Origin of the sequence: Amycolatopsis sp. NPDC051061 (genome assembly GCF_040682935.1) — a bacterium.
Lineage (GTDB): Bacteria > Actinomycetota > Actinomycetes > Mycobacteriales > Pseudonocardiaceae > Amycolatopsis.
This window is the reverse complement of sequence record NZ_JBFBBZ010000057.1, coordinates 20,038-47,034: the sequence shown is the minus strand read 5'-3', so window position 1 is coordinate 47,034 and position 26,997 is coordinate 20,038. Positions and strand designations below refer to the sequence as shown.

Below are 26,997 nucleotides of genomic sequence, written 5' to 3'. Positions count from 1 at the left end.
GCAACCGTCCGTGTCTGAGGTGTCGAGGTCCGCCGGACGGTGGTGCCGCCCTCACCGAGGAGAGAAACGTCATGAACCGTATCCGGACGGCCAGTTTGTGCGCCGCCGCGATCGCCGTCGTCGCCCCCCTGTCGGCCTGCGGCGACATGGCCTCCGCGGGGGCCGGGAACCCCGACCACGGGCAGCCCGGGCACGTGATGCTGGCCGCGACCGAGGTCGCCGGCGTCGGGACGGTCGTCACCGACGCCGCGGGCAAGACGCTCTACCGGTTCGACAAGGACATGGCGACGCCGCCGATGTCCCACTGCGACGCCCAGTGCGCCGCGACCTGGCCGCCGGCGCTGGCCGGCGACGGCTCGCCGATGCTCGAGGGCATCCAGGACAGCCAGGTCGGCACGCTGGCGCGCCCGGACGGCAGCAAGCAGCTCACGCTCAACGGCTGGGCGTTGTACGAGTTCTCGGGCGATAAGGCCCCCGGGCAGATGAACGGTCAGGGCGCCAACGGCACCTGGTTCGCCGCCGCCCCGGACGGCAGCAAGATCACCGCGGCGCAGCCCGCGGCCGGTGGCTCCGGCTACTGAACACCGACGGTTTCCGGGCAGCACGAGGAAGGACGGGCAGCCGATGAACACCATGGTCGCGTTGCGCTCGGCGCACGCACCGCCGGTGGCCCTGCGGGTTGCAGTACTGTCCTCGCCGACTCAGAACACCGTCGGGAGGACGAGGGTGGCCATTGGTGGCAGGCGGCCTAAGAAGGCCAAAGGCGAGGACCTGATTCGGCAGCTTTACGCCGAGCACGGGCGAAGCCTGCTGGCCTACGCGACGAGGCTGACCGGTGATCGGGCGGCAGCCGAGGACGTGGTCCAGGAGACGCTGGTCCGAGCGTGGAAACACGCGGACGACCTGCAGAACGACGGGAAGGGCTCGGTGCGCGGCTGGTTGCTGACCGTCGCGCGCAACTTGGTCACCGACCGGGCACGTGCCCGGGCGGCCCGGCCACAGGAGGTGGCCGAACCGGCCGAAGGCGTTCCGACGCCGTCCGTCGAACGCGATCACGCCCAGGGCGTGGTCGACTCGATGACGGTGCTCGGCGCGATGGACGGCCTTTCCAACGAGCACCGAGAGGTCCTGGTGGAGATCTACTACCGGGGACGGACGGTGGCCGAAGCGGCGAGAACATTGGGCGTCGCACCGGGTACCGTGAAATCACGGTCCTACTACGCACTGAGAGCACTGAGAGCAGCGATGATTTCGAGCGGAACGGAGGTGGCGCGATGAACTCGGTCGACGAGAGTCACACGCAGCTCGGCGCGTACGCCCTCGGCGCGCTCGATCCCGGGGAGGCGGCCGACTTCGAGCGGCGGCACCTGCAGACCTGTGCGCAGTGCCGGTTCGACCTGAACGAGCTCGTGGCTCTGCGGGAGTCGCTCGACGAGGTACCGCCCGAGGCGTTCCTCGACGGGCCGCCCGAAGGCGGGGACCTGCTGCTGCAGAAGACCCTGCGGCGGGTGCGCGACGAAGAAGAGGCGGCGCCGGTCCGCTCGGGCCGTTCGACGTCACGCCGGGGCCTGGCCCTGGTCGCGGCGGCGGTCCTGGTGGTGGCCGCGCTCGGCGGCGGAATCCTGGTGGGCCGGCAGACCGGCTCCAGCGAGACTCCGCTCGCGGTGCCCGTGCAGCCGACGGAAGTCCCCGGCACGAAGAGCGTCGAAGGGCGCGACCCGACGACCGGCGTGCAGCTGGCCGCGTCGGTGGCCCCGTTCCAGGGCTGGGTGCGGGTGAACGTCGCCGTGAAGGGCGTCAAGGCCGGGGAGCAGTGCTTGCTCCAGGTCGTCACGAAGGAAGGCCAGGCGGTCACCGCCGGCAGCTGGAAGGTGTCCGAGAAGTGGGAGAGTTCGGGCTTCTCGCTCGACGGTTCCGCTTTGGTGGCGCCCGACGACGTGAAGTCGGTCGACATCGTCACGGTGGACGGCCGGAAGCTGGTCTCGGCCCGGGTGTGACACCGTGACGGGCGCGTGTTACCGGTTCAGCAGCAGGTGGTTGCTGCCCGGTACCGCGCCCGAGCGGGTGTTCGGCGCGGTCACCGACCTCGCCGGCTACCCGCGGTGGTGGTCGGACGTCCGCACGGTGCGCCGGGTGGACGACGACACCGCCGAGCTGATCTGCCGGTCCCGGCTCCCGTTCCGCTTGGTGGTCCGGATGCACCGGGTCCACCAGGACGAGCGGGCGGGCCTCATGCGGGTCCGGTTGAGCGGCGACCTGGACGGGGTGCTGGCCGGAGCGGTCCGCGCGGCGGGCGCGGGCACGCTCCTGGAGATCACCCAGGACGTCCAGGCTCGCAAGGAGCTGCTGCGGCGGCTCGACGCGGTGGCCCGGCCGCTCTTCCGCGCGAACCACGCGCTGATGATGCGGCGGGGTCACCGTGGCCTCTCGGCCTACCTGGCGTGATTGAAGGGTCAACTCGCGTGATTGAAGGGTCGACACGGCCGGGGAAGGCGTGTCGCCCCTTCAATCACGCGTGTCGACTCTCAGATCACGCGTGTCGGCCCTTCGCTCACGCCTGACCGGCGACGCAGACCTCGGGTTCCGCGGTCACCGCGGGGGTCGGGCGGGGACGGCGGGCCAGGATCAGGCCGCCCAGGGCCACCGCCGCGATCAGGAAGCCCGCGCTGACCCCGTACGCCAGCCGGAACCCCGCCGCCAGAGCCTCGCGGTGGTCCACCGGAGCCAGGCTCGCCGTGCGGGACGCGGCGACGGAAGCCAGGACCGCCGTGCCGACCGCCGCACCCACCTGCTGGGTCGTGTTGATCAGACCGGACGCCACGCCCGCGTCCCCGTCGGCGACGTCCGACATCGCCAGGCCCATCAGCGCCGGGATCGCCGCTCCCGCGCCGAGGCCCATCAGCAGCAGCGGCGGCAGGACGCCGGTGAAGTAGCCGCCGGACACCTGCGTGAGGAGTAGCAAGCCCACGATCACCAGGCCCAGGCCGGACAGCAGCACCGCCCGCGGCCCGAACCGAGCCGCCAGCTTCTCCGCGAAGCCCAGCGACGCCACCGCGATCACCAGCGGCACCGGCAGGAACGCGACGCCGGTCCGCAGCGCGTCGAGGCCCAGCACCTGCTGCAGGTACAACGCCGTGACGAACTGGAAGCCCAGCATCCCGGCGACCATCAGCACCATCACGACGTTGGCGCCGGTGACCGCGCGGATCCGGAACAGCCGCAGCGGCAGCAGCGGGGTGCGCGCCTTCGCCTGCCGCACCACGAACGCGGCCAGCAGCCCGGCGGCCGCGGCCAGCGCACCCCAGGCGTAGGACGAAATCCCGTACACGCCAAGCATCACCGCGGCGGTGACGAGCACCGCGCCGAGCACGTCCAGGCCGGCCCGCAGGCCCGGGCCGCGGTCGGCCTCGACCACGCGGACCGCCAGCACCAGCGCGACCACGCCGATCGGCAGGTTGACGTAGAACGTCCAGTGCCAGCTCAGCGCCTGCGTCAGCGCGCCGCCCGCGATGAGGCCGATCGACGCGCCCGCGGCTTGCGTGAAGCTGTAGACGCCGATCGCGCGAGCCCGGGCCCGCGGCTCGGGGTACATCGTGACGATCATGCCGAGCACGACGGCCGACGCGAGCGCGCCGCCGACACCCTGCGCGAACCGGGAGACGATGAGGACACCCGCGTCCGAAGCCAGTCCCGCGATCAGGGAAGCGACCGTGAACAGGCCGAGCCCGCCGAGGAAGACGCGGCGGCGGCCGAGCAGGTCGCCGAGGCGGCCGGAGATCAGGAGCAGACCGCCGAAGGCGACCAGGTACGCGGTGACCACCCAGGCGAGACCGGCGGCGGTGAAGCCGAGGTCGGCCTGGATGGCGGGCAGTGCCACCGCGACGATGCTGCTGTCGAGCACGACCATCAGCGACGCGGCGCACAGCACCGCCAGCGCGAGGCCGCGGGAGCGGGCGGGGTGGTTCTCGGCCACGTTGCCCATCCGGCCAAAAGTAGGCCGGCCCCCGAGCGGCACGTGACCGTTGCTACGGGCCGATTCGGCCGTGGCTGTGGTCGGATTGGCATCGAAAGACACAGTAGGCCCCTCCAGTCGAGCGTTCCCCCTGGTCGTTGCCAGGACACTTCTTGTAACAGTGCCCATCATGTGTGACCATTGGTGCGCCGGGAAGGAGGCACTTTCATGTCCCAGGGGAACATCGATGTACCTGTCCAGGTCACCGAGATCGACCCGGAGAAACTCGATGTCTGCACGGTGCTGGAGGTCATCAACCGGATCAGCGGCAAGTGGGCGATCGGCATCCTCCTGGAGGCCATCCGCGGCCCGGTGCGCTTCACCGAGCTCGAACGCGCGGTCAACGGGATCAGCCGCCGGATGCTGACCTTGACGCTGCGCAACCTCGAGCGCGACGGCCTCCTGGAGCGCACGATCTACCCGACCGTCCCACCGCGCGTGGAGTACGTGGCCACGCCGATGGCGAAGGAGCTGTACCAGTCGCTGAGCGGCCTGCTCGGCTGGGCGGAGCAGCACCGTGAGGACATCGCGGCGGCGCGCGTCGGCTACGACGCCAACGTCGCCGGCTGAAGACGGGGAAACGGGCCGCTGCGCGAAGTCGGGGAACTCGCGCAGCGGCCCGTCGTGGCTCGTGCTCGGCGGAAGCGTGAGCACGAACGTTTTCGGTGTTACCTGGCAGGTTCCTTGACGGTGTCGTCCAGGTCGTCGGTCCCCGCCGCGTGGCTGTGCTCGTCGAGCATCGTGGCTTCGTCGAACGGTTCCTGGCCGGCGAACACGCGTTGCGCCTTCTCCCGGTCGAACTCGTTCGTCCAGTTTCCGATGAGGACGGTCGCGACGGCGTTGCCCGCGAAGTTCGTCAGCGCGCGGGCCTCCGACATGAACCGGTCGATGCCGAGGATGAACCCGACGCCGTTGACCAGCTCCGGCCGGTGCGACTGCAGGCCGCTCGCCAGGGTCGCGATGCCCGAGCCGCTGACCCCCGCCGCGCCCTTGGACGCGATGATCATGAAGGCCAGCAGGCCGATCTGCGAACCGATGGACAGCGGTTCGTCCTGCGCGGCGGCGATGAACAGCGTCGCCATGGTCAGGTAGATCGCGGTGCCGTCCAGGTTGAACGAGTACCCGGTCGGGACCGTGATGCCGACGACGGACTTGCTGACGCCGACGTGCTCCATCTTCGCGATGAGCCGCGGCAGCGCCGACTCCGACGACGACGTCGAGAGGATCAGCAGGAACTCGCGGCCGAGGTAGCGCAGCAGGTTCCAGATGAAGACGCGGGCCCCGAGCCACAGCACGATCCCGAGGATCACGAACACGAACACCAGGCAGGTCGCGTAGAACCCGAGCATGATGACGGCCAGGCTCTTGAGCGCGGCCCAGCCGGTCGCGCCGACGACTGCGGCGATGGCGCCGAACGCGCCGATCGGGGCGGCCCACATGATCATGGCGAGGACGCGGAACACCAGGCGCTGGATGTGCTCGATGCCCCGCAGGATCGGCGCGCCCTTCGGGCCCAGCTTCTGCAGCGCGAACCCGACTAGCAGCGCGACCAGCAGGGCCTGCAGGACCTCGCCCTCGGTGAAGGCGGAGACGAAGGTCTTCGGGATGATGCCGAGCAGGAAGTCGACCGGGCCTTCGGCACCGGTGGCGGACTTCTGGACGCTCTTCACGTCGGCCGGGTTGAGGTGCAGACCGGTGCCCGGGTGCAGGATGTTGCCGACGACCAGGCCGATCGCCAGGGCGAAGGTCGACATGATGATGAAGTAGAACAACGCCATGAGACCGACTTTGCCGACCTTGGCCGCCTTCGCGACCGAGCCGACGCCGATGACGATGGTGCAGAAGATGATCGGCGTGATCATCATCTTGATCAGGTTGACGAAGCCGTCGCCGAGGGGCTTGAGGCCCTTGGCGAAGCCCGGGAAGAGGAAGCCCACCAGGATCCCGAGCGCGACCGCGACGATCACGGCCAGGTACAGGTAGTGGGTCTTGTCCCGCTTGCGCGGGGTCTCCTCGGTGGTCGGTGGGGTCGGCACCGTTGCCTCCAGCTCAGGGGTGTTCCAGGTGCGGCACACTGTAGGCCCATCCGGGTGACCCGGCTCACTTGTGTTCATTGAGTTCGCACGATGATCGGACCGTCCCGTTCGGACACCCGGCCGCGCGTGTGCTGGTATGAGGAGGTGTTCCCGACGTCGTCCCGGTGGAGCCTGGCGCGCCAGCTGCTCGTGCTGCAGCTGGTGGTGCTCTGCGTGCTCGCCGGCGCCGGGATCACGTTCGCCTACCTCGACGCGGCGCGGGCGGTGGACGAGAACGCGCGCGACCAGGTCCGTGCGATCGCCTTGGCGGTGGCGGACGCGCCGACCGTCGCCGCCGCGGCGGCGACCGCGAACCCGAGCGCCACGCTGCAGCCGTTCGCCTTGCGGGTGCAGGCCCACACCCACGTCGACTTCATCACGATCATGAGCCCGGCCGGAATCCGCTACACCCACCCGACCCCGGCGCTGATCGGCCAGCACTACATCGGGACGATCGAGCAGGCGCAGCACGGGCTGGACTACACCGAGACCTACACCGGCTCGCTCGGCCCGTCGGTGCGCACGGTCGTGCCGGTGTTCGGGCCGGGGCAGCGGGTGGTCGCGCTGGTCGCCGTCGGGATCACCGTCCTGGCGATTTCGGCCGAGCTGCGCGAACGCCTGTGGCCACTCTTCGGCGTCGCCGGCGCGGTGCTGCTGGTCGGCGCGCTGGGCGGCTGGCTGATCAGCGCCCGGCTGCGGCGCCAGACCCGCGGCGTCGCGCCGGACGAGCTGAGCAACCTCTTCGAGTACCACGAAGCCGTGCTGCACTCGGTCCGCGAGGGCGTGCTGCTCGTCGGGCGGGACGGGCGCATCGGCCTGTGCAACGACGGCGCGCGCACCCTCCTCGGCCTCGACGCCGACCCGGTCGGGCGCGAGCTGGCGTCGCTGGGCCTGCCGGACGAGCTGGCGGAAGCGTTCACGTCGGCGGAGAACCGCGCCGAGCAACTGCACCTGACCGACGCCCGCGTGCTGTTGGTCAGCACGACCGCGGTCCGCATGGGCGGCCGCTCGCAGGGCACCGTCGTCGTTCTGCGCGACCACACGGAACTGCAGACGCTGACCGGCGAACTGACCACCGCCCGCGGCCTCGCGGAGGCGTTGCGGTCTCAGGCGCACGAGGCGGCGAACCGGCTGCACACCGTCGTTTCCCTGGTGGAGATCGGCCGGCCGGAACAAGCCGTCGAGTTCGCGACCGCCGAGCTGGCGCTCGCGCAGCGGCTGACCGACCGCGTCGTCGGCGCCGTCGCCGAGCCGGTGCTCGCCGCGCTGCTGCTGGGCAAAGCGGCCGAGGCGAGCGAGCGCGGGGTCGAGCTGACGATCACGCCGGACACGGTGATCGACGACGTCTCGCTCGGCGTCGCGGCCCGCGACCAGGTGACCATCCTCGGCAACCTGATCGACAACGGCATCGACGCGGCCGTGCGCGGGCCGGGCAAACCGGCCGTGGTCGTCACGGCCCGCTCCGATCCCGGGGAGCTGCTGCTGCGCGTGGCCGACACCGGCCCCGGCGTCCCCGAGGACGCCGACGTCTTCCGCCGTGGCTGGTCGACGAAGGCCGAGGACGGCCACGGGCTCGGCCTGGCACTGGTCGGGCAGGCGGTGCGCCGCTACGGCGGCACGGTCGACGTCGGGCACGACGGCGGCGCGGTGTTCACCGTGCGGCTGCCGCGGCGGGAGACGGACCGGTGATCCGGGTGCTGGTGGTGGAAGACGAGCCGGTGGCCGCCGAGGCGCACCGCGTCTACGTCGAGCGGCTGTCCGGGTTTTCGGTGGCCGGCGTCGTCCATTCCGGCGGCGACGCGCTGCGGTTCTGCGAACGCGAGCCGGTCGACCTGGTGCTGCTGGACTTCTACCTGCCCGACACGCACGGACTGGCGGTGTGCCGCTCCTTGCGCGCGGCGGGCCTGCCGATCGACGTCATCGCGGTGACGTCGGCGCGCGACCTCGGCCTGGTGAAGGCCGCGGTGTCGGTGGGGGTGGTGCAGTACCTGCTCAAACCGTTCACGTTCGCCACCCTGCGCGAAAAGCTGGAGCGGTACGCGGAGTTCCGCGACGCGTCGGGCGAGGTGACCGGCCAGGCCGAGATCGACCGGGCCCTGGGAGCGCTGCGCACGACGGAGCAGCCACCGCTGCCGAAGGGGATGAGCGTCCAGACTTTGGAGGCGATCACGGACGCGCTGTCCGGAGCCGCGGAAGGACTGTCGGCGGGGGCGGCGGCGAGCGCGATCGGAGCGTCCCGCGTGACGGCGCGCCGGTATTTGGAGTACTTGGCGGACAACGGGATGGCCCACCGCGAGCCGCACTACGGCCAGGTCGGACGGCCCGAGGTCTGGTACCGGCTCACGCGCGTATAACGACCTATACCGCGAGCCACCGACTTCCGGCGGTTCCGGCGCCGAAAGCACTGCGGTAGACCGGGACCATGTCGAAATGGGCCGGGTTCGCCGCCGCCGTTGTCCTGAGTCTCGGGCTCGTCTCGCCGGCGCAGGCCGCCGAGCCGGCCGCGAGTGTCACCGACGTCCAAGTCACCGGCCCGGCCGCCCAGCGGTTCACCCTCGTCGTCCTCGGGGACGGCTACACCGCCGCCGAACAGCCCAAGTTCTTCGCCGACGTCCAGCGGCACGTCAGCACCCTGTGGTCGCTCGAGCCGTTCAAGTCCTACCGCAGCTACTTCAACGTCTACGCCGTGTCGATCGCCTCGCCCGAGTCCGGTGTGGACTGTGACCCCGCGCTCGACGCGCCGAGCCGGAACACCCCGCTGAACATGGGTTTCTGGGGCGGGTGCAACGCCGCGAGCGTCCAGCGGTTGCTGACCGTCGACGACGACGCGGCCCAGCGGTACGCCGACCTCGTGCCCGGCACCACCCGCGCCAACCGCCAGATCCTCGCCCTCGCCAACAGCGGCACCTACGGCGGCGCGGGCGGCACGTACGCGACGGCGTCCGGCGGGAACGCGCTGTCGGCCCTGATCTCGCCGCACGAGCTGGGCCACTCGCTCGGCGGCCTCGACGACGAGTACGACTACTACGCCCGCAACGTCCCGGGCGGCGCGTACGAAGGCGGCGAGCCCGACTCGGTCCACCACACCCTGCTGACGACGCGGCAGATGCGCGACCAGCACGCGAAGTGGTACCGCTGGCTGGGCGAGCCGAGCGAATCCGGCGGCACGATCGGCCGGTTCGAAGGCGGGCTCTACACCCGGACCGGCGTCTGGCGGCCGAGCGAGCACTCGATGATGAAGACCCTCGGCTACGCCTTCGACCAGGTCGGCCGCGAGCGGATGACACAGCGGATCTCCACGAAGGTGCCGCTCATCAGCGGCGGCACGCCGGCCGGGACGATCGGCGCCGACCGCGTCGTCCGGGTGCGGACCTTGCACCCGGTGAGCCACCGCCTCGACGTCACCTGGACCCTCGACGGCGTTTCCCTGCGCGGCTCCGACGCCCTCGACCTGCGCCAGGCGCACGTCAAGCCGGGCCAGCACACGCTGATCGCGAAGGTGACCGATCCGACGCCGTTCGTGCGCGACCCGGCGGTCCGGCCGACCGCAACCCGCACATGGACCGTCGACACTTCGGTGACCACCCCGCCCACCGGCGGCCCGGCCGTCGTGGCGTCGACGCCCACCGCCGCGCCGGTGGGCGGGCACGACGTCGTCTACGTCGAGACCGGCGAACCGACGGGCTCGATCCCGCCGGTCCGCTGGGCCCTCGACGGAAAGCCGGCCGGCACCGGACCCGACGTCGCCCTCGACGAGTCACGCGGGACGCACTGGCTGACCGCGACCACCGGCGGCACCACGCTGACCTGGACGGTCGACGCGGCGGGCCCGACGACGACTGCCGAGCTATCGGCGGGCACCGTGTTCCACGGTTCGTTCACGATGCGCCTGACGTCACCGGACGGAATGCCGGAGTTCCGCGTCGACGGCGACGGCTGGCACAAGTACTACGGCTGGCCGACGGACCCGAACGCGCCGTACCTGTTCACCCCGCGCGGCACGGAGATCGACGGCCTGGCGTACGGCAACCTCGGCTCGGGAGGGCTGACGGTGTCGCCGTTCGCGGACCGGACATCCGGCTACGGGCGCCACCGCATCGAGTACCGGTCGATCGACGCGGCCGGGAACGTCGGCCCGACGCGGTCGTTCACGGTGACGCTCCTGCCGTGATCAGCGGGGCCGGCCGGGGACACCCGGCCGCAGCTGCCACGGGTGCGGTCCGTCGAGCGGCCGGTACTCCACCCCGAGCGCGTCCAGGCGCGGCAGGTGGTGGTCCCGCAGCCGCGGCAGGAACTCGGCGTAGTCCCGCGGCCCGCTGCTCCACGCCACCTCCGCGAACGCCGACAGCCGCGGGAAGGCCATGTAGTCCACCCGCCGCACGCTGTCCAGGTGCTCGCTCCACACCTGGGCCTGGACCCCGCGCAGCCGCGGCCCGGTCAGCGCCGGCTCGTACGCGTACACGTCCTCGAGCGTGTGCACCATCCCCACCGGGATCGGCTCGTCCGGCTCCGAAGATTGCCGGTGGTCCAGGTAGACGTGCTGCTCCGGGCACATGACGACGTCGTGCCCGTCCGAAGCGGCGCGGACGCCGGCCTCTTCGTTCTGCCACGAGCCGATCACCATCGGCGGCAGGCCGGGGATGTCGAGGACCTCGTCCCAGCCCATCGGCGTCCGGCCGCGCGAAACCAGGTGCTCGGCCAGCAGCCGGACGAACTCGCGGTGCTCGTCGGTCGCGCCCGGGGTTTCGTCGCCGCCCAGCGCGATCACCTTCGACGGGAAGATTTCCAGCAGGTGGTCGAACACGCGGCGGAAGAAGTCCAAAGTGGACGCTGACGGATCGAGCAGCGAAGTGCTGATGCCCCAGGCGGTCCAGATCTCGTACGCGTCCTCGGTGCCCAGCGAGGGATAAGCCGCCAAGGCCGCCCGGGCGTGGCCGGGGATGTCGATCTCCGGCACCACGGTGATCGAGCGGGCGGCCGCGTAGGCCACGATTTCGCGCAGGTCGTCGCCGGTGTAGAAGCCGCCGTGGGGACGACCGTCCGGCGCGCCCCCGCTGCCCGCCATCGACGACGGCCGCCAGCCGCCCACGGACGTCAGCAGCGGAAACTCGGGGACCTCGAAGCGCCAGCCCTGGTCGTCGGTCAGGTGCAGGTTGAGCACGTTCAGCTTGTGCGCGGCCAGCAGGTCGACGAACCGCAGCACCTCGGCCTTGGTCCGGAAGTGCCGGGCGACGTCGAGCAGGCACCCGCGCCAGCCGAACCGCGGGTGGTCCTCGACGACCCCGCACGGCAGCGACGACGGCGAGAACCCGGCGACGCGGAACGCCGAAGGCCCCGCGAGCTGCCGCAGCGTCTGGCGCCCGTAGAACTCGCCGGCGGGTTCACCGCAGAACAACACAACGCCGGACGGCGAGATCTCCAGCCGATAGCCCTCCGCCGGCAGGGAAGCGCGCCGGACGTCCACAGTGGACGGCCACGGGCACGAACCCGGCGTGGGCGTCACCGAAACCGGGCGGGGGAGCAAGGTGGCAAAAGACATGTCAGCCCTTCACGGCGCCGGCCATCCCGGACACCAGCCGTCGTTGCACGAGGACGAAGAACACGAGGACCGGGATCGTCATCAGCGTCGAGGAGGCCATCACCGCGCCCCAGTCGGTGTCCTCCGGCTTGAAGAACACCAGGATCGCCTGCGGCAGCGTCTGGTTCTCGGTCTTGGAGATGATGAACGTCTTGGCGAAGAGGAAGTCGTTCCAGGCGTGGATGAACGCGAGCACGCTCACCGCGACCAGCCCCGGCGTCACCAGCGGGAACAGGATCTGCCAGGTGAACCGCATGCGGGACGCACCGTCGAGCTTGGCCGCCTCTTCGAGCTCCACCGGCACCGCGGCGACGAACCCGCGCAGCATCCAGATCGCGAACGGCAGGCTGAACGCCAGGTGCACCAGCACCAGCGAGCCCAGCTCGTTCAGCCCGAACGCCGGCGCGACACCGCCGATCTGGCGCATCAGGAAGAACAGCGGGATGGTCAGGGCCTCCACCGGCACCATTTGCGCGACCAGGATCATCACCAGCAGCACGGTCCGGCCCTTGAACGAGAACCGCGTCAGCGCGACCGCCGAGAGGAACGACAGCAGCAGCGAAAGCACCACGACGACCAGCGCCACCACCAGGCTGTTGACGAAGAACCGCCCGAAGCCGGACACCGTGAGCACGCGCGAGAAGCTGTCGAACGACGGGCTGAACGTCCACGGCTTCGGGTTCGCCGACTGGATCTCGCCCGGCGGCTTGAACGCCGAAAGCAGCATCCAGTACAGCGGGAACGCGACGATCCCGGCGATGACCACCGTGATCACTTCGGCGATCAAGCGCCCAGGACGCTTCACAGCCATGCCGCGCTCCGGCGCTGCGACCGGACGTACAGCCCGGTGACCGACAGCAGCAACAGCGTCATGACGACTCCGATCGCCGAGCCGAGGCCGTACTCCTGCCCGGCGAAAGCCTGTTGGTAGGCATAGACGTTGAGGACCAGGTTGCGGCCGGCGACGCCGCCGCCGTTGGTCATCACGTAGATCTGGGTGAACACCTTGAAGTCCCAGATGATCGACTGGACGGTCGCGATCATCAGCAGCGGCCGCACCATCGGCAGCACGATCGACCAGCTCGTCCGCCACACCGACGCGCCGTCGAGCGACGCGGCCTCGAGCACCTCGTCCGGGACGCCCTTGATCCCGGCGTACATCGTGACCAGCACGAACGGGAACGAGCACCAGATGACCTCGGCGGCGACCAGCCCGAACGCGCCGAGCGTGCCGAAGGTCCACGAGTGGCGCTCGAACGGCAGCCCGATCCCCGAGAGCACCTCGTTGACCAGGCCGAAGTCGGTGTCGAAGAGGAACAGCCAGACGTAGGAGCCCGCGATCGCCGGGGTCGACCACGCGCCGAGCGCGGCCAGGAACAGCAGCGTCCGGGGGAGGGAACGCACCCGGCTCGCCAGCACGGCGAGCCCGGTGCCGACGACGAGCGAACCGACGACGCAGGCCGCGGCGAAGCCGACCGTGTTGCCGAGCACGGTCCAGAACTGCACCTGGGACAGCAGGTCGGTGTAGTTCGCGAAGCCGAGGAACACCAGCGGCGCGTTGCCCGCGGCCTGCGGCTGGCCGTAGTCGTAGAACGAGATCAGGACCAGCTGGTAGATCGGGTAGGCCAGCATCGCCGCGAGCAGGATGCCCGCCGGGGCGAGGTAGAGCGCGGCGGCCCGGCCGTCCCCCTTCCGCCGTGGCCTCCGTGCGGGGGCCACGGCGGAAGGGGCTTCCTGGACGGCCACCACTACCCGAAGGCCTTGTCCATCGCCGCGGCCGCGTCGGTCAGCGCCGCCGACGGGTCCTTGCCGCCGGTCGCGATCTGCTGGACGGCCGTCGGCAGCACGTTCTGGCTGTCGATCTTCGACCACGCCGGGGTCGCCGGGACGAATTTGGTACCGGCGGCGAGCGTGTCGACGAACGGCTTGAGGAACGGGTCGTTCGCCGCGAGCTTCTGCTGCACGCTGCTCAAGGTCGGCAGGTTCCCCATCGCCGTGTACATCTTCTCCTGGTACTTCGCGCCGCCGAGCAGTTCGATGAACTCCAGCGCCAGGCCACGGCGCTTGCTCGCGTTGAACACCCGAGCAGGTTGCCGCCGGCGAACGCGGGGGCGACGCTGCCCGCGGCCGTGCCCGGGATCGGCACGACGGCGTACTTGCCCTTCACCGCGCCCTGCTCGACGGCCTTGCGGTTGAAGTCACCGCCGATGGTCATCCCGGCCTTGCCGCCGGCGAACGCCGTGACGCTCTGCGTGCCGGTCAGGTTCGCGCACTGCGCGGGCGGGCAGATGTCGTCCTCGAGCAGGTTCGCGTACTGCGTCACGCCGGCCTTGGCCTGCTCACCGGCGACCGTGGACTTCCACTTGCCGCCGTCCTCCTGCGCCAGCTCGCCGCCGTTGGCCCAGAGGAAGGGCAGCATCGCGTAGGTGTACTTGCCGCCGACCGAGATGCCATAAAGGTCCGGCTTGGCGGCGCGGATCTTCCGGGCGTCGTCGGTCAGCTCCGCGAGCGTCGTCGGCGGCTTGAGGCCGAGCTCGGTGAAGACGTCGGTGCGGTAGTACAAGGCGCGGATGCCGGTGTACCAAGGCAGTCCGTAGGTCTTGCCGCCGGACTTCGCGGTGTCCAGCACGGTCGGGATGAGGTCCTTGCCTTCACCCCACGCCGCGAGGTCGCCGGTCAGGTCGGCGAGCGCGCCGGTGGCGGCGTAGCTGGAGACGTCGGTGTTGCCGAACTCGGCGGCGTCCGGGGCGCTGGCCTGGTCGGTGAAAGCCCCGGAGAACTTGTCGGCGCGACCCTCGACCGGCACCCACTGGACGTCGACCTCGACACCTTGGTGCGCGGCCTTGAACTCGGTGATGGCGTCCTTGACCGCGGCCTCCTTCGGCGCGCGGTTGGCCTCGTCGAACAGCCAGACGCGGACGGTGCCGGTCTTTTCGTCCCCGCCGGAGCCGGCGGGCGCGGACTGGGTGGGCGCGCAGCCGGCCAGCAGGGCCAGCCCGGCGACGACGGGCAGCGTGCGGCGCAGTCTCATGGGGATCCTCCAGTGGGGTGCCTTCGGGAGTGGTGCGCCGGGTGCGCACCACTCCCGAAGGTTCTTGCTCAGGCGAAGTGGACGGAGTTGACGTCGGGGACGGCCAGGCTGCCGGCCACCGCGCCGGGCAGGCCGGTGGCCGGGTCGCGCGGCAGCCAGGTGACCGTGCCGGAGCGCTGGTTCGAGACGTAGAACCAGTTCTCCCCGGGGTCGAGCGCCACGTGCCGAGGCCAGTTTCCCCCACTGGACACAGTGGACACGAGCTTCAGCGACTCATCGGCGACGGAGAACGTCGCCAGGGTGTTGGGCCCGCGGACGGTGGCGTAGGCGAACTTCCCGTCCTCGGACAGGGCGATCTCGCCCGGGAACAGGTCGCCGGTGCTGCCCGGCGGCACGGCGGGGACGACGGAAAGCGCCTTCAGCGTCCCGGTGGCCGCGTCCCAGCTCGCGACCGTCACCTCCGGGCGCAGCTCCTGCAGGATGTAGGCGAAGCTCCCGGTCTTGTCGAACGCGAGGTGCCGCGGCCCGGCACCGGCCGGCAGCTTCAGCTGCTGGTGCAACGCAAGCTTCCCGGTGGCGACGTCGAGTGAGTAGACGTACACCGAGTCGGCGCCGAGGTCGACCGACAGCACCCAGCGCCCGGTCGGGTCGTTGACGACCTGGTGGGCGTGGGCCTGCCCGGAATCGGCTTTATGCGTCACCAGGTCCGTGGCCGCGCCGAGCTTGCCGCCGGCCACGATCGGCAGCACGACGACGCTGCCCGAGCTGTAGTTCGCCGCCAGCACGTACTTCTGGCTCGAGTGCACGCTCAGGTGCGTCGGCGCGCCGCCCTTCGACGAAACCTTGTTGAGCAGCTTGGGGTTCGCGGCGTCGGCGACGTTCAGCGCCGAGACGAACCCGTTCGGGTCGCCTTCGTTGGTGACGTAGAGGGTCTTGCCGTCGGCACCGCGGTCGAACCACGACGTGTCGGTGATGCCCGGCACCGTGCGCACCGGGCCCAGCGTGGCGCCCGACCGGCTCGAGACGTCGAGGCCGTGGCCGCCCGCCCCGCTGGTGTAGCTGCCGATGTACACGGTTCCTCCGGCGATGCAGCCCTTCGCGGTGGTGGCCGCGGTGGCGAACTGCGCACCGAGAACGGTCGCGGCACTCGCCCCCGCGGCGGCGCCGAGGAACGTACGACGGGAAAGTCCGGTCATCGTCATTGTCTCCCAACGGTTCGGGCGGCGGCTTCCCTCCAGTATGGTCTAGACCACGGCCATGAGCAATGCCGAAACGGCGAATCCGGAAACGGAAAGCACGGTTTCCAGCGCCGTCCACGACTTCAGCGTCTGGACCACGCTCATGTTGAAGTACCGCGAAACGATCCAGAAGCCACCGTCGTTGACGTGCGAGGCGATGATCGAACCGGCGGAGATCGCCATGACCAGCAGGGCCAGCTGCACCTGCGAATACCCGAGCTGCGCCACGGTCGGCGCGATGATCCCGCTCGTGGTCACGATGGCGACCGTCGCCGAACCCTGCGCGATCCGCATGCCGCAGCTGATCACGTACGCCGCGAGCAGTACCGGCAACCCGGCGTCGTGCAGCGAGTCGGCGACGGCCTTGCCGATCCCGGTGGCCGAGAGCACCGCGCCGAAGAACGCACCGGCGCCGACGACCAGCAGGATCATCGCGACCGGCCGCAGTGACTTCGAGGCCAGCTCGTTGAGGTCCTTGCCGGTGAACCCGCGCCGCAGCCCGAGCAGCCAGGACGCGAGCAGCACGGCGACCGTGAGCGCGACCGCCGGCGTGCCGATGAACGCGGCGACACCTGAGAGCGCGGAGCCCTTCGGCAGCCAGATGCTGCCGAACGTACCGGCGAGGATCAGCACCAGCGGCACCGCGATGATCGAGCCGACCAGCGCCAGCGACGGCACGTTCGCCTCTTCCTCGCCTTCTTCTTCGGCGACGATCATCTCCTGGGGCACCTCGATGTCGATGCGCTTGCCGATCCAGGTCGCGTACAGCACCCCGCCGACGAGGAACGCGGGGATGCCGCAGGCGAGGCCCATCAGGATGATCCAGCCGAGTTCGACGTGCAGCAGGCCCGCCGCGGCCACCGGGCCGGGGTGCGGCGGCAGGAAGGCGTGCGTGATCGATAGGCCCGCGATCAGCGGCATCGCGTAGAGCACCAGTGAGCGCTTACCCTGCTTCGCCGCGACGTACACCAGCGGCGCCAGCACGAAGATGCCGATGTCGAAGAAAACCGGGATGCCGAAGATGAATCCGGCGACACCCATGGCCAGCGGCGCCCGCTTCTCGCCGAAGCCGCGCAGCAGCGCTCCGGTGAGCACCTTCGCGCCCCCCGAGCGTTCCAGGATCGACCCGAGCAGCGTGCCGAGCCCGATGATCGCCGTGATGTGCCCGAGGATGCTGCCGAACCCCTTTTCCAGCAAGGAGTCCGACGACTTCTGGGCGGTCCCGACGATCGTGCCGACGGGCAGGCCCGCGGCCAGCGCGGTGAGCAGGCCGACCACGATCAGCGCGATGAACGGCTCGATCTTGAGCTTGACGATCAGCAACAGCAGGACGGCGATCGAGACGGCGGCGAGCGTGAGTAGGCCGCCGGTGGTGTGTTGCAGCCAGTGGATCATCGGGCTCTCCCGGGGTTGCGCAGGGAACGGCCGGCGAGGGCGCCGGTGGGACTTCCGTCGTCGAGGGCGGCGACGCCGTTGACGAAGACGTGCGTGATCCCCGCGGCCGGTTGCCGCGGGTCGTCGAAGGTGGCGGTGTCGGCGACCGCGTCCGGGTCGAACAGCACCAGGTCGGCGGCGTACCCGGCGCGGACGAGCCCGCGGTCGGTCAGCCGCAGTCGTCGTGCGGCGCGCCCGGTGAGGTGGGCGACGCACTCGGCGAGGTCCAGCACGCCGAGTTCGCGGACGTACCGGGCGAGATAGCGGGGGAACGTGCCCCACGCGCGCGGGTGCGGCCGGGCGCCGACCAGGAGGCCGTCGCTGCCGCCGGTGTGCGTGCGGTGCCGCATGATCGCCTGGACGTTCTCCTCGTGCCCCACGTGCATCAGGCACGACGTGCCGAGCTTCTCGTCGAGCAGCGTGTCGAAGTACAGCTTCGCGGGCTCGGTACCGGCGGTCCGGGCCGACGCGGCGACACTGTGCCCGACGAGGTGGGCGTTGCGGTCGTTGCGGACGCCGTTGATCTCGATGGCGTTCCAGTCGATCGGGACGCCGTGCGCACCGTCCGAACCGGACTCTTCGATCGCGGCGCGGATCCGCTCGCGATCGCCGGAATCGGACAGGCGGGCGAGGGTCGGCTCCAGGCCGCCTTCGGTGGCCCAGCTCGGCAGCAGCGCCGAAAGGTAGGTCGCGCCCGGCAAGTACGGATAGGTGTCGAGGGAGATGTCGCAGCCCTCGTCCAGGGCATCGTCCAGGAGCTTCAGCAGATCGGGCGCTTTTCCCTTGTTCACCGAGAAGTTCATGGTGGCGTGCGCGAGGTGCAGCGGGCAGCCGGACCGCCGGGAGACGTCGATCATCTCGGCGAACGCCTCCAGCGCGCCCTTCCCGTAGCTGCGGTGGTGCGGGCTGTAGAAGCCGCCGCCCTCGGCGACGACCTCGCACAGCTCGACCAGCTCACTCGTCTCCGCGTACATCCCCGGCGTGTACGTCAGACCGGACGACATCCCCATCGCACCCTCGGCCAGGCCCCGGGACACGAGTTCCTTCATCCGGGTCAGCTCGGCGTCGGTGGCGGGCCGGTCGTCGAAGCCGACGGCGAGCATCCGGACCGTGCCCTGCGGCACCAGGTAGGCCGCGTTGACGGCGACGCCCTGGTCCAGACGGTCGAGGTACTCGCCGACCGAGCGCCAGTTCCAGTCGAAGCCGGCCGGGTCGTCGTTCCACCCGGCGAGCTGCTGCCGCAGCGCCTCCAGGACGGCGTCGTCGACCGGCGCGTACGAGAGCCCGTCCTGGCCGAGCACCTCGGTCGTGACGCCCTGGGTGATCTTGGCCGCATGCTCCGGGTTGGCCAGCAGCTGCAGGTCGGAGTGCGAATGCATGTCGATGAACCCGGGCGCGAGCACGAGCCCGTGCGCGTCGATGTTCCGGCGCCCGGCCAGCGAGCCCGCTTCGCCGACGCTCGCGACGCGGTCGCCGGTGATGCCGACGTCGTGGCGGGTCATGGCGTCGCCGGTGCCGTCGGCGACCAGCGCGTTCTTGATGACGACGTCCATCAGAACCACGTCCGGACGAGGTCGACGACGGTTTCGCCGTCGGCGGCGGTCACCGGCAGCAACGGCCACTTGTCGAACACCGTGCACGGGTGCGAGAGACCGAGCCCGATCCAGTCGCCGACCTCGACCGGCGACCCGGCGGGCAGGGTCAGGAACGCGTGCTGGTCGTTCATCTTCGCGACGACGTGCCCTTCGAGGGGCTCGGCGGGACCGTTCGGGATGCGGCGCAGCTGCGGCTCGGGCATACCCTCGTCGAAGGACGCGTCGCGCTTGCCGATGGTCAGCAGCGCGAGCTCGTCCGACGGCTTCGACGTCACCTGCGCCCAGGCTCGCAGCGCGGGCCGGAACGACGCGACGCCGTCGATGCGCGGGTGGTCGCCGAGCGGGGAGATCTCGCGGTAGAAGCCGTCGTCGTGGGTGACGTACGCGCCGCTGCGCAGCACCGGGAGCACGTCGAGGCCGTCCGGCCACGCCTTCGTCAGCTCGTTCGCGACCTGGTCGAAGTACGCGCTGCCGCCCGCGGTGACGATGATCTGGCCCTCGAGCATCCCCTTGTCCGCGAACGTGATGGCGAGGTCACGCAGACCGTCCACATAGGAGCTGATCTTGGCGAGTGCGGCTTCGTCGGTGTCGTGGGAGAGTGCGCCCTCGTAGCCGCCGGTCCCGCGCAGCCGCAACGCCGGGCTCGCGTGCACCGCTTCGGCGACGGCCAGTGCGGTCGCGGTGTCGCGAACTCCCGTGCGGCCGCCGTCGGCGCCCAGTTCGAGGAGGACGTCGACCGGGCGCTCGGTGCCTGCGGTGTTTTCCAAGGCCTCGGTCATCAGCTCGACGCCGCGGACCGAGTCGACCCAGCAGACGAACTCGAAGTCCGGGTCGGCGGCCAGTTCGGCGGCGAGCCAGCGCAGGCCCGACGGGTCCAGGAACTGGTTGGCCAGCAGGATCCGGGAGACGCCGAACGCGCGGTAGATCCGGAGGTGGCCGGCGTTCGCGCAGGTGATGCCCCACGCGCCGTGCTCGATCTGGCGGGCGAACAGCTGAGGGGCCATGGTGGTCTTGCCATGTGGGGCGAGCACGACGCCGCGGGTGGCGCACCAGGTGGCCATCGTCCGCAGGTTGTGTTCGAGGGCCTCGTCGTCGAGGACGACGAAGGGCGCGAAGAACCCGTCGGTGAACAGGTTCAGCCGCCGGTCCGCGGCTTCGGTGAGCGTGAGCCCGGTCAGGGCGGGGGCGGCCGAGCGGAAGCGCCAGTCGATCCGCTCGTCGCGGAGGGCGGCGAGCGCGGCGGGGTCCATCAGGCAAGGATTCATCGGCGGCGACCTCGGTTGCGTATGTTGCAACGACTGTTGCGCATTTTGAGTGCCATAGGTGTAGCATCCGGGTCGCCACAGGTCAACGGGGTGACGGACAGGGGAGACGGAAAGTGACGAGCGGGCCCGAGGTGCTCTGTGTCGGCGAGACGATGGCCCTGTTCGTGCCCGCCGAACCCGGCCCGCCGGACGAGGTGAAGCGGTGGACGCGCACGATCGGCGGTGCCGAATCGAACGTCGCCTGCCACCTGCCGGCCCTCGGCGTCCCGAGCGGCTGGGTGAGTGCGGTCGGCGACGACCCGTTCGGACGCGCGATGCTGCGCGAGATCGCCGCGGCCGGGGTCGACGTCAGCGCGTGCACCATCGACCCGGTGCGCCCGACCGGGCTCTACATCAAGGAAAGCGGCGCCGGCGGCAGCCCGGTGCGCTACTACCGGGCGGGCTCGGCGGCCTCCGGGATGGGCCCCTCGGTGCTGGACCGGCTCGATCTCGGCGGCGTCCGCGTCCTGCACCTGTCCGGCATCACCCCCGCGCTCTCCGATAGCTGCCTCGCGCTGGTGCGCGCCCTGCTGGAGCTGCCCCGCGGCGACCGGTTGATCTCGTTCGACGTCAACCTGCGGCCCGCGCTGTGGGCGGGCCGCGACCCGCGGCTGCTCGCCGAGCTGGCCGGGCGGGCCGACATCGTCCTGACCGGCGACGACGAGGCCCAGCACGTCTGGGGGACCGGCGACCCGGCCGAGCTGCGGGCGCTGCTGCCGGGCCCGCGCACGCTCGTCGTGAAGCACGGCGAACGCGGTGCGACGCTGGTCGAAGGGGAGCCGCTGTTTGCGCCCGCGCTGGCCGTCGACGTCGTCGAGCCGGTCGGTGCCGGCGACGCGTTCGCCGCGGGTTTCCTCGCCGCGACGCTGCGGGGCGCCGAACCCCTGGCGCGGCTGCGGCAGGGCCACCTGCAGGCCGCCGCGACCCTGCTGACCCACGACGACGTCGGGGTGCCCCTGCCGCGCACGGTCGTGGATAGCCTGCTGCAGGCGGATCCGGACGAGTGGCGTTCGGCCCGGCTGACCGGAGAGGGCGTGGTGCTCACGTGAGCCAAAGCTTGGATCGGGCACTGACGCTGCTGAATTCGATCGCGAAGGACGCGCGCACCCTCGACGACCTCGCCGAGGAGATCGGCGTCCACAAGTCGACCGTGCTGCGCCTGCTGCGCACCCTCGAACAGCACCACTTCGTCCGGCGCGAAGGCACCCGGTACTACCGGCTCGGCAGCGCGATGTTCGACCTGGCCAACCAGGCCCTCGACTCGATCGACGTCCGGCGCAGCGCCCAGCCCGCGCTGGCCGCGCTCAACGCGCGCACCGGGCACACCGTGCACCTGGCCAGCTACGACGACGGCGAAGTCGTCTACATCGACAAGTACGAGGGCCGGCACTCGGTGCGGATGTACTCGCGCGTCGGCAAGCGCGCACCGCTGCACTGCACCGCGGTCGGCAAGGTGCTGGTCGCGGCCATGCCGGAGGCGCGTCGCGAAGAGATCGCGCACTCGATCGAGTACCCGGTGCGGACGCCGAACACGATCACGACACCCGAGGCGTACCTCGCCGAGCTGGAGCGCGTCGGGCGCCTCGGGTACGCCGTCGACAACGCCGAGCACGAGGACTTCATCCACTGCGTCGCGGCGCCGGTCCGCGGGGCCGACGGTGAAGTCCTGGCCGCCGCGTCGATGTCGGTGCCGAAGGTGCTGCTCGACTACGAAGGCCTGCTGGCGCTGGTCCCGGACCTGCGCGCCGCGACCACGGAAGCTTCCGTCCACAGTGGATGGACGGAGAACGGAAAGGGGCACTGATGAGCAAGACGGCAGTTTCCACCGAGAACGCGCCGAAGCCGCCGGCGAAGTTCTCGCAGGCCGTCCGCAAGGGGAACCTGCTGCAGGTCGCCGGCCAGGTCGGGTTCGACCCGGCGACGGGCGCGATCGTCGGCGAGGACGTCGTGGGCCAGACCCGGCAGACGTTCAAGAACATCGAAGCCGTGCTGGCGGAGGCGGGCTCGAGCCTCGCCGACGCGATCATGGTGCGGGTGTACCTGACCGACACGGCGCACTTCGCGCCGTTCAACGAGGTCTACAACGAGCTGATCGGCGACGCGCCGCACGCCGCCCGCACGACGGTGTACGTCGGCCTCCCGGGCGAGCTCCTCGTCGAGATCGACGTGCTCTGCGTGCTGGACTGAGCCTTCGGTGGGCCGGTTCACCCGGCCCACCGGTTCAGCCGAGGACGCTCGTGTAGCCGTTCAGCGCGGGCTGCCCGCCGAGGTGGGCGTAGAGGACGTTCGAGTCCTTGCCGATTTCCCCGCGGCCGACCAGGTCGATCAGCCCGGCCATGGACTTTCCTTCGTACACCGGGTCGGTGATCATGCCCTCCAGCCGGGCGCACGTCTTGATGGCGTCCACAGTGGACTTGTCCGGGATGCCGTAGATCCCGGCGTGGTAGCGGTCGTCCAGCTCGACGTCCGCGATCTCCCCGGCGCCGATCAGTTCGGCGGTGGTGCGGGCGATGCGCGTGACCTGCTCGCGGGTCTCGGCCGGCTTGGCGGAGGCGTCGATGCCGAGGATGCGCCGCTTCTTCCCGAGCGCGGTCCCGGCGACCATCCCGCCCTGCGTGCTGCCGGTGACCGAGCAGACGATCACGGTGTCGAAGAAGACGCCGAGTTCTGCTTCCTGGGCTTCGAGTTCGACGATCCAGTTCGCGAACCCGAGTCCGCCGAGCCGGTGGTCCGACGCGCCGGCCGGGATGGCGTACGGCTTCCCGCCGCCGGCCTCGATCTCGGCGACGGCGTCCTCCCACGCCTGCTTGAACCCGATGCCGAAGCCGGCTTCGACCAGCCGGACGTCCGCGCCGAGGATCCGCGAGAGCTGGATGTTGCCGACCTTGTCGTAGAGCGGGTCGTGCCAGTCGACCCAGCTTTCCTGCACCAGCACGGCCTTCAGTCCGGCGCGCGCCGCGGCGGCCGCGACCTGGCGGGTGTGGTTGGACTGGACGCCGCCGATGGAGACGAGCGTGTCGGCGCCTTGGGCGAGCGCGTCCGCGACGAGGTATTCGAGCTTCCGGGTCTTGTTGCCGCCGAAGGCGAGGCCCGAGTTGACGTCCTCGCGCTTGGCCCAGACTTTCGCGCCGCCGAGGTGCGCGGTGAGGCGTTCGAGGGGGTGCACCGGCGACGGGCCGAACAGCAGGGGGTAGCGCGCGAAGTCGGCGAGGGTCATCGGTCCTCCAGCAGGTCGGTCCAGATGGTCGAGATCACGGAGACGGCGGTCTCGGTGTCGCGGGCTTCGAGCGCGTCGATGAGCTTCGTGTGGCGCTCGACCGAGTTCCAGGCGAGCGCCGAGCTGAACCGGGCCTGCTCCAGCCGGCGCAGCAGCGGCGTGTAGCGGTCGAGGGTCGCGGCGACGGCGGCGTTGCCGGCCAGCCGGACCGGGACGTCGTGCAGCTCGTCGTCCGCGCGGACGGCGGCGGCGATGTCCCGGGCCTCGATGGCTTTCGCGAACCGGTCGTTGGCGGCCCGCATGGCGGCGACGTCGGCCGGGCGGCATCTCGGAGCGGCCTCCCGCATCGCGAACTCGTGCAGCACGCGCACGATCTGCCGGGCGTCGACGACGTCGCGGGACATGACGTCGGAGACCCGGGTGTAGCTCTGCGGCTTGGAGTCGACGAGGCCGTCGTCGGCGAGCCTTCTGAGGGCCTCGCGTACGGGAGCCTTCGAGAGGCCCAGCTGGTCGGCGAGGTCGCCGTCCCGCAGGGGAGCGCCGGACGGCAGCGTGCCGTCGACGATGGCCCGCCGGATGCGGTCGTACGCCTCGTCGCGCAGCAGCGGGCGAGTGACCTTCGAGAGACTCACATCTAATATGTTAGATGTCGGGAAGGCCGTCCGGCAAGGAGCCGGACGAGTGGGACGTCAGTAAACGGGGCCGGTGTACTTCTCGCCGGGGCCCTTGCCGGGCTCGTCCGGCACGGCCGAAGCCTCCCGGAAGGCCTTCTGGAGTGACTGCAGACCGTCGCGCAGCGGCCCGGCGTGCAGGCCCAGGTACTCGGCGGACGCCGTCACGAGCCCGGCCAGCGCGGTGATGAGCCGGCGCGCTTCGTCGAGGTCGCGGTGCGGGGACGTCGCCGGGTCGGGATCGGCCAGGCCGAGCCGTTCGGCCCCGGCCGACAGCAGCATCACGGCCGCGCGGCTGATCACCTCCACGCTGGGAATGTCCTCCAGGTGGCGGGCTTCGGGGGAATAGGGGGGCTGTTCGGAGGGTTGATCTGACACGTCTGGTACCCTTCCACAGCGACCAGCCCCCGAGCGATCGGGGGCGGCAAGTGGAGCCCCGCTCCCACCCGTGTCACCGTACAGGTGTCCGGGTCCGGTCTCGCCCGGACTGCAAGTCCAGGGTGAAGTACCCGGTCTCGCGGCCGGGTGCGATCGGAAACAGAGTGGGCCCCGCACACCGAACGGTGTCGGGGCCTTCGCTATGTGGGCACCAGGTCGAGCGAGAACAGGAAACATTCCTCGGACCAAGGAGGCCCCATCAGTTCCGAGACACGCATCAACGACCGAATCCGGGTGCCGGAGGTCCGACTCGTCGGACCAGCCGGTGAACAGGTCGGCATCGTCCGGATCGAGGATGCGCTGCGCCTGGCGCAAGAGAACGACCTCGACCTCGTCGAGGTCGCGCCGCAGGCCCGCCCGCCGGTGTGCAAGCTCATGGACTTCGGCAAGTTCAAGTACGAGAGCGCGCAGAAGGCCCGCGAGTCGCGGCGGAACCAGCAGCTGACCGTCATCAAGGAACAGAAGCTGCGCCCGAAGATCGACCAGCACGATTACGAGACCAAGAAGGGTCACGTGTCGCGCTTCCTGGCGGCGGGCAACAAGGTCAAGGTCACGATCATGTTCCGCGGTCGCGAGCAGTCCCGGCCGGAGCTCGGCTACCGGCTGCTGCAGAAGCTCGCCGAAGACGTCACGGAGCTCGGCTTCGTCGAGTCGTCGGCCAAGCAGGACGGTCGCAACATGATCATGGTGCTGGCCCCGCACAAGAACGTGAAGCCGAAGGCCAAGGCAGAGACGGCTCCCGAGCCGGTCCCCGAGGCGTAGGCGCCGACCAGCACAGTCAGCGGCTCACCGGATTTTCCGGTGAGCCGCCGCACGAAAGAGGACTGAAATGCCGAAGATGAAGACCCACAGCGGGACGTCCAAGCGCGTCCGCGTCACGGGCACGGGCAAGCTGCGCCGTCAGAAGGCCGGTCGCCGGCACCTGATGGAGAAGAAGTCCAACCGCCTCACCCGGCGGCTCGAGGGCACCACCGAGGTCGCCAAGCCCGACGCCGGCCGGGTCAAGCGCCTTCTCGGCCTCTGATCCCGCAGAACTTGCTGTAACCACCCGGGGCTTCTCCCTCGCCCCCTGAGATCGACAGGATGGACCCGTGGCACGCGTCAAGCGGGCGGTCAACGCCCAGAAGAAGCGTCGCGCAACTCTCGAACTGGCCAGCGGCTACCGCGGCCAGCGTTCGCGGCTGTACCGCAAGGCCAAGGAGCAGACGCTTCACTCGCTCAACTACGCCTACCGGGACCGTCGTGCCCGCAAGGGTGACTTCCGCCGGCTGTGGGTCACCCGCATCAACGCGGCCGCCCGCGCGAACGGCGTGACCTACAACCGGTTCATCCAGGGCATCAAGGCCGCGGGTGTCGAGGTCGACCGCAAGATCCTCGCGGACCTCGCCGTCAACGACGCCGTCGCTTTCACCGCGCTGGCCGAGCTCGCCAAGGCCAACGTGAACACCGAAGCGAAGTCGGCCTGACCGGCAGTTTTCCCCGGCCCGGGGCGGATCCGTTCACCGAACGGACCCCCCGGGTCGTTGCGGCGCGCAAGCTGACCCGGCGCGCGGAACGCGACAAGACCGGCCGGTTCCTGGCCGAGGGCGCCAACGCCGTCGAAGCCGCGTTGGCCGGCGGTTCGGTGCACGAGCTGTTCGTCACCTCTCGCGCGGCGGAGCAGCACGCGGATCTCGTCGACGCGGCCCGCGCGGCCGGTGTCGCCGTCTCGCCGATCACCGACCGCGCCGCCGACGGACTGTCGGAAACCGTTACGCCGCAAGGCATCGTGGCGGTCTGCGCGCTGCTCGACCGTCCGCTCGAAGAGGCCGTGACGCCGGGTGCCCGGCTCGTCGTGGTGCTGGTGGACGTCGCCGACCCCGGCAACGCGGGCACGGTGATCCGCGTCGCCGACGCGGCGGGCGCCGACGCCGTGGTCCTGGCGGGCGACACGGTCGACCCGCACAACGGCAAGTGTGTCCGCGCGGCCGCCGGCAGCCTGTTCCACCTGCCCATCGCGCGCGTCCGTGACGTCCCGGCCGCGCTGGCGGCCTGCTCGGCGGCGGGCCTGCGCACGTTCGCCGCGCACGGCTACGCCGACGCCGAACTCGATCGGGTGGACCTCACCGAGCCGACGGCGTGGGTCTTCGGCAACGAGGCTCACGGCCTGTCCGCCGATGTCCTCGACCGCGCCGACCTCGCCGTCCGGATCCCGCTGTACGGCAAGGCGGAGAGCCTCAACCTGGCCACCGCGGCGGCCGTCTGCGTGTACACGAGCGCGATGGCGGCCCGTCGCTGACCAGCCGGGCGCGCAGCAACACCCTGAGAGCGAAGAGACGAACAACGCGTAGCAAGGCGTGGTTCCGGTGCCTTCGCGTCCGTCGACTTCGCCGGCACGTTCCGCGCGCGCTGACCTTGGGTCCGG

At 70.7% G+C, this 26,997-nt stretch carries 27 protein-coding genes and 1 pseudogene; 15 read left to right on the top strand and 13 right to left on the bottom strand.

Annotation, left to right across the window (positions count from 1 at the left end):
- Positions 1-71 precede the first annotated feature (71 nt).
- The 4 genes from AB0N03_RS44555 (at position 72) to AB0N03_RS44540 (ending at position 2,445) form a co-directional block, all read left to right on the top strand.
- A complete protein-coding gene (locus AB0N03_RS44555; protein WP_364386157.1) occupies positions 72-581 on the top strand; it encodes a hypothetical protein in 510 nt (169 codons plus the stop codon).
- 145 nt (positions 582-726) lie between these two features.
- The gene (locus AB0N03_RS44550) at positions 727-1,278 is read left to right on the top strand and encodes a sigma-70 family RNA polymerase sigma factor (RefSeq protein WP_205661062.1); all 552 of its coding nucleotides are present in this window, start codon (positions 727-729) and stop codon (positions 1,276-1,278) included.
- On the top strand, positions 1,275-1,997 hold the full coding sequence (locus AB0N03_RS44545) for a zf-HC2 domain-containing protein (RefSeq protein WP_364386155.1): 723 nt from the start codon (positions 1,275-1,277) through the stop codon (positions 1,995-1,997). The genes AB0N03_RS44550 and AB0N03_RS44545 overlap by 4 nt, the downstream gene beginning before the upstream one ends.
- A 4-nt stretch (positions 1,998-2,001) precedes the next feature.
- Positions 2,002-2,445 (top strand): SRPBCC family protein, encoded by a 444-nt coding sequence (locus tag AB0N03_RS44540; RefSeq protein ID WP_364386153.1) that lies wholly within the window; start codon positions 2,002-2,004, stop codon positions 2,443-2,445.
- Between the two features lie 106 nt (positions 2,446-2,551).
- On the opposite strand, the gene AB0N03_RS44535 is transcribed toward AB0N03_RS44540, so the two are convergent.
- On the bottom strand, positions 2,552-3,973 hold the full coding sequence (locus tag AB0N03_RS44535; RefSeq protein ID WP_364386189.1) for an MFS transporter: 1,422 nt from the start codon (positions 3,971-3,973) through the stop codon (positions 2,552-2,554).
- A 207-nt stretch (positions 3,974-4,180) separates the two neighbouring features.
- On the opposite strand from AB0N03_RS44535, the gene AB0N03_RS44530 reads away from it, so the two are divergent.
- Positions 4,181-4,582, top strand: a complete 402-nt coding sequence (locus AB0N03_RS44530; protein WP_364386151.1) for a helix-turn-helix domain-containing protein — start codon at positions 4,181-4,183, stop codon at positions 4,580-4,582.
- 98 nt (positions 4,583-4,680) lie between these two features.
- Here AB0N03_RS44530 and AB0N03_RS44525 read toward each other — a convergent pair whose 3' ends face one another.
- The gene (locus AB0N03_RS44525) at positions 4,681-6,048 is read right to left on the bottom strand and encodes a cation:dicarboxylase symporter family transporter (protein ID WP_364386149.1); all 1,368 of its coding nucleotides are present in this window, start codon (positions 6,046-6,048) and stop codon (positions 4,681-4,683) included.
- Positions 6,049-6,138: 90 nt separating this feature from the next.
- On the opposite strand from AB0N03_RS44525, the gene AB0N03_RS44520 reads away from it, so the two are divergent.
- The 3 genes from AB0N03_RS44520 to AB0N03_RS44510 all read left to right on the top strand — a co-directional run bounded on the left by AB0N03_RS44520 (position 6,139) and on the right by AB0N03_RS44510 (position 10,258).
- Positions 6,139-7,776, top strand: coding sequence for a sensor histidine kinase (locus AB0N03_RS44520; RefSeq protein WP_364386147.1), 1,638 nt, complete (start codon positions 6,139-6,141; stop codon positions 7,774-7,776).
- The gene (locus tag AB0N03_RS44515) at positions 7,773-8,441 is read left to right on the top strand and encodes a response regulator (protein ID WP_364386145.1); all 669 of its coding nucleotides are present in this window, start codon (positions 7,773-7,775) and stop codon (positions 8,439-8,441) included. The genes AB0N03_RS44520 and AB0N03_RS44515 overlap by 4 nt, the downstream gene beginning before the upstream one ends.
- Positions 8,442-8,509: 68 nt before the next feature.
- Positions 8,510-10,258: a M64 family metallopeptidase gene (locus AB0N03_RS44510; protein WP_364386143.1), complete on the top strand. Its 1,749-nt coding sequence runs from the start codon at positions 8,510-8,512 to the stop codon at positions 10,256-10,258.
- Here the strand turns inward: AB0N03_RS44510 and AB0N03_RS44505 are convergent, their stop codons facing one another.
- The 8 genes and pseudogenes from AB0N03_RS44505 to AB0N03_RS44470 all read right to left on the bottom strand — a co-directional run bounded on the left by AB0N03_RS44505 (position 10,259) and on the right by AB0N03_RS44470 (position 20,228).
- Positions 10,259-11,626 carry a beta-N-acetylhexosaminidase gene (locus tag AB0N03_RS44505; protein WP_364386142.1) on the bottom strand — a complete coding sequence of 456 codons (1,368 nt, stop codon included), beginning with the start codon at positions 11,624-11,626 and terminating at the stop codon, positions 10,259-10,261.
- A 1-nt stretch (position 11,627) separates the two neighbouring features.
- A complete protein-coding gene (locus tag AB0N03_RS44500; protein ID WP_364386140.1) occupies positions 11,628-12,476 on the bottom strand; it encodes a carbohydrate ABC transporter permease in 849 nt (282 codons plus the stop codon).
- A complete protein-coding gene (locus AB0N03_RS44495) occupies positions 12,467-13,414 on the bottom strand; it encodes a sugar ABC transporter permease (RefSeq protein WP_364386138.1) in 948 nt (315 codons plus the stop codon). Before AB0N03_RS44495 ends, AB0N03_RS44500 begins: the two co-directional genes overlap by 10 nt.
- Positions 13,414-14,696 (bottom strand): annotated as a pseudogene (locus tag AB0N03_RS44490) (extracellular solute-binding protein). The gene AB0N03_RS44495 and the pseudogene AB0N03_RS44490 overlap by 1 nt, the downstream one beginning before the upstream one ends.
- 68 nt (positions 14,697-14,764) lie before the next feature.
- Positions 14,765-15,892, bottom strand: a complete 1,128-nt coding sequence (locus AB0N03_RS44485) for a lactonase family protein (RefSeq protein WP_364386136.1) — start codon at positions 15,890-15,892, stop codon at positions 14,765-14,767.
- A 48-nt stretch (positions 15,893-15,940) separates the two neighbouring features.
- Positions 15,941-17,329: a gluconate:H+ symporter gene (locus tag AB0N03_RS44480; protein WP_364386134.1), complete on the bottom strand. Its 1,389-nt coding sequence runs from the start codon at positions 17,327-17,329 to the stop codon at positions 15,941-15,943.
- Positions 17,326-18,921 (bottom strand): D-aminoacylase, encoded by a 1,596-nt coding sequence (locus tag AB0N03_RS44475; protein ID WP_364386132.1) that lies wholly within the window; start codon positions 18,919-18,921, stop codon positions 17,326-17,328. Before AB0N03_RS44475 ends, AB0N03_RS44480 begins: the two co-directional genes overlap by 4 nt.
- Complete coding sequence (locus tag AB0N03_RS44470; protein WP_364386130.1) at positions 18,921-20,228, bottom strand: amino acid deaminase; 1,308 nt, start codon at positions 20,226-20,228, stop codon at positions 18,921-18,923. The genes AB0N03_RS44475 and AB0N03_RS44470 overlap by 1 nt, the downstream gene beginning before the upstream one ends.
- A 113-nt stretch (positions 20,229-20,341) precedes the next feature.
- On the opposite strand from AB0N03_RS44470, the gene AB0N03_RS44465 reads away from it, so the two are divergent.
- The 3 genes from AB0N03_RS44465 to AB0N03_RS44455 are packed head-to-tail and all read left to right on the top strand — an operon-like array spanning position 20,342 to position 22,454.
- Positions 20,342-21,316 carry a sugar kinase gene (locus AB0N03_RS44465; protein WP_364386128.1) on the top strand — a complete coding sequence of 325 codons (975 nt, stop codon included), beginning with the start codon at positions 20,342-20,344 and terminating at the stop codon, positions 21,314-21,316.
- Positions 21,313-22,071 (top strand): IclR family transcriptional regulator, encoded by a 759-nt coding sequence (locus AB0N03_RS44460; RefSeq protein ID WP_364386126.1) that lies wholly within the window; start codon positions 21,313-21,315, stop codon positions 22,069-22,071. The genes AB0N03_RS44465 and AB0N03_RS44460 overlap by 4 nt, the downstream gene beginning before the upstream one ends.
- Entirely contained in the window at positions 22,071-22,454 is a 384-nt protein-coding gene (locus tag AB0N03_RS44455) for a RidA family protein (protein ID WP_284750163.1), read from the top strand. The genes AB0N03_RS44460 and AB0N03_RS44455 overlap by 1 nt, the downstream gene beginning before the upstream one ends.
- A 34-nt stretch (positions 22,455-22,488) precedes the next feature.
- Here the strand turns inward: AB0N03_RS44455 and AB0N03_RS44450 are convergent, their stop codons facing one another.
- The 3 genes from AB0N03_RS44450 to AB0N03_RS44440 are packed head-to-tail and all read right to left on the bottom strand — an operon-like array spanning position 22,489 to position 24,533.
- Positions 22,489-23,484, bottom strand: coding sequence for a 1-aminocyclopropane-1-carboxylate deaminase (locus AB0N03_RS44450; protein WP_364386124.1), 996 nt, complete (start codon positions 23,482-23,484; stop codon positions 22,489-22,491).
- Positions 23,481-24,116, bottom strand: coding sequence for a GntR family transcriptional regulator (locus tag AB0N03_RS44445; protein ID WP_364386122.1), 636 nt, complete (start codon positions 24,114-24,116; stop codon positions 23,481-23,483). Before AB0N03_RS44445 ends, AB0N03_RS44450 begins: the two co-directional genes overlap by 4 nt.
- 57 nt (positions 24,117-24,173) lie before the next feature.
- The gene (locus AB0N03_RS44440) at positions 24,174-24,533 is read right to left on the bottom strand and encodes a DUF1844 domain-containing protein (RefSeq protein ID WP_364386120.1); all 360 of its coding nucleotides are present in this window, start codon (positions 24,531-24,533) and stop codon (positions 24,174-24,176) included.
- A 204-nt stretch (positions 24,534-24,737) separates the two neighbouring features.
- Between AB0N03_RS44440 and infC the strand changes: the two genes are divergently transcribed.
- The 4 genes from infC to AB0N03_RS44420 all read left to right on the top strand — a co-directional run bounded on the left by infC (position 24,738) and on the right by AB0N03_RS44420 (position 26,871).
- Positions 24,738-25,355, top strand: a complete 618-nt coding sequence (gene infC / locus AB0N03_RS44435; protein WP_364386118.1) for a translation initiation factor IF-3 — start codon at positions 24,738-24,740, stop codon at positions 25,353-25,355.
- Positions 25,356-25,422: 67 nt separating this feature from the next.
- Positions 25,423-25,617, top strand: a complete 195-nt coding sequence (gene rpmI, locus AB0N03_RS44430) for a 50S ribosomal protein L35 (protein WP_364386116.1) — start codon at positions 25,423-25,425, stop codon at positions 25,615-25,617.
- A 67-nt stretch (positions 25,618-25,684) separates the two neighbouring features.
- A complete protein-coding gene (gene rplT / locus AB0N03_RS44425; RefSeq protein ID WP_360688086.1) occupies positions 25,685-26,059 on the top strand; it encodes a 50S ribosomal protein L20 in 375 nt (124 codons plus the stop codon).
- Positions 26,056-26,871 (top strand): RNA methyltransferase, encoded by an 816-nt coding sequence (locus AB0N03_RS44420; RefSeq protein ID WP_364386187.1) that lies wholly within the window; start codon positions 26,056-26,058, stop codon positions 26,869-26,871. Before rplT ends, AB0N03_RS44420 begins: the two co-directional genes overlap by 4 nt.
- Positions 26,872-26,997 lie beyond the last annotated feature (126 nt).

What these genes read in the sequence shown, in the direction of transcription:
- AB0N03_RS44545 (WP_364386155.1), top strand. Translation starts at nt 1,275, where the DNA reads ATGAACTCGGTCGACGAGAGTCACACGCAGCTCGGCGCGTACGCCCTC.
- AB0N03_RS44530 (WP_364386151.1), top strand. Translation starts at nt 4,181, where the DNA reads ATGTCCCAGGGGAACATCGATGTACCTGTCCAGGTCACCGAGATCGAC.
- AB0N03_RS44505 (WP_364386142.1), bottom strand. Translation starts at nt 11,626, where the DNA reads ATGTCTTTTGCCACCTTGCTCCCCCGCCCGGTTTCGGTGACGCCCACG.
- AB0N03_RS44470 (WP_364386130.1), bottom strand. Translation starts at nt 20,228, where the DNA reads ATGAATCCTTGCCTGATGGACCCCGCCGCGCTCGCCGCCCTCCGCGAC.
- AB0N03_RS44485 (WP_364386136.1), bottom strand. Translation starts at nt 15,892, where the DNA reads ATGACCGGACTTTCCCGTCGTACGTTCCTCGGCGCCGCCGCGGGGGCG.
- AB0N03_RS44500 (WP_364386140.1), bottom strand. Translation starts at nt 12,476, where the DNA reads ATGGCTGTGAAGCGTCCTGGGCGCTTGATCGCCGAAGTGATCACGGTG.
- AB0N03_RS44455 (WP_284750163.1), top strand. Translation starts at nt 22,071, where the DNA reads ATGAGCAAGACGGCAGTTTCCACCGAGAACGCGCCGAAGCCGCCGGCG.
- AB0N03_RS44510 (WP_364386143.1), top strand. Translation starts at nt 8,510, where the DNA reads ATGTCGAAATGGGCCGGGTTCGCCGCCGCCGTTGTCCTGAGTCTCGGG.
- AB0N03_RS44480 (WP_364386134.1), bottom strand. Translation starts at nt 17,329, where the DNA reads ATGATCCACTGGCTGCAACACACCACCGGCGGCCTACTCACGCTCGCC.
- AB0N03_RS44475 (WP_364386132.1), bottom strand. Translation starts at nt 18,921, where the DNA reads ATGGACGTCGTCATCAAGAACGCGCTGGTCGCCGACGGCACCGGCGAC.
- rpmI (WP_364386116.1), top strand. Translation starts at nt 25,423, where the DNA reads ATGCCGAAGATGAAGACCCACAGCGGGACGTCCAAGCGCGTCCGCGTC.
- AB0N03_RS44555 (WP_364386157.1), top strand. Translation starts at nt 72, where the DNA reads ATGAACCGTATCCGGACGGCCAGTTTGTGCGCCGCCGCGATCGCCGTC.
- AB0N03_RS44450 (WP_364386124.1), bottom strand. Translation starts at nt 23,484, where the DNA reads ATGACCCTCGCCGACTTCGCGCGCTACCCCCTGCTGTTCGGCCCGTCG.
- AB0N03_RS44520 (WP_364386147.1), top strand. Translation starts at nt 6,139, where the DNA reads ATGATCGGACCGTCCCGTTCGGACACCCGGCCGCGCGTGTGCTGGTAT.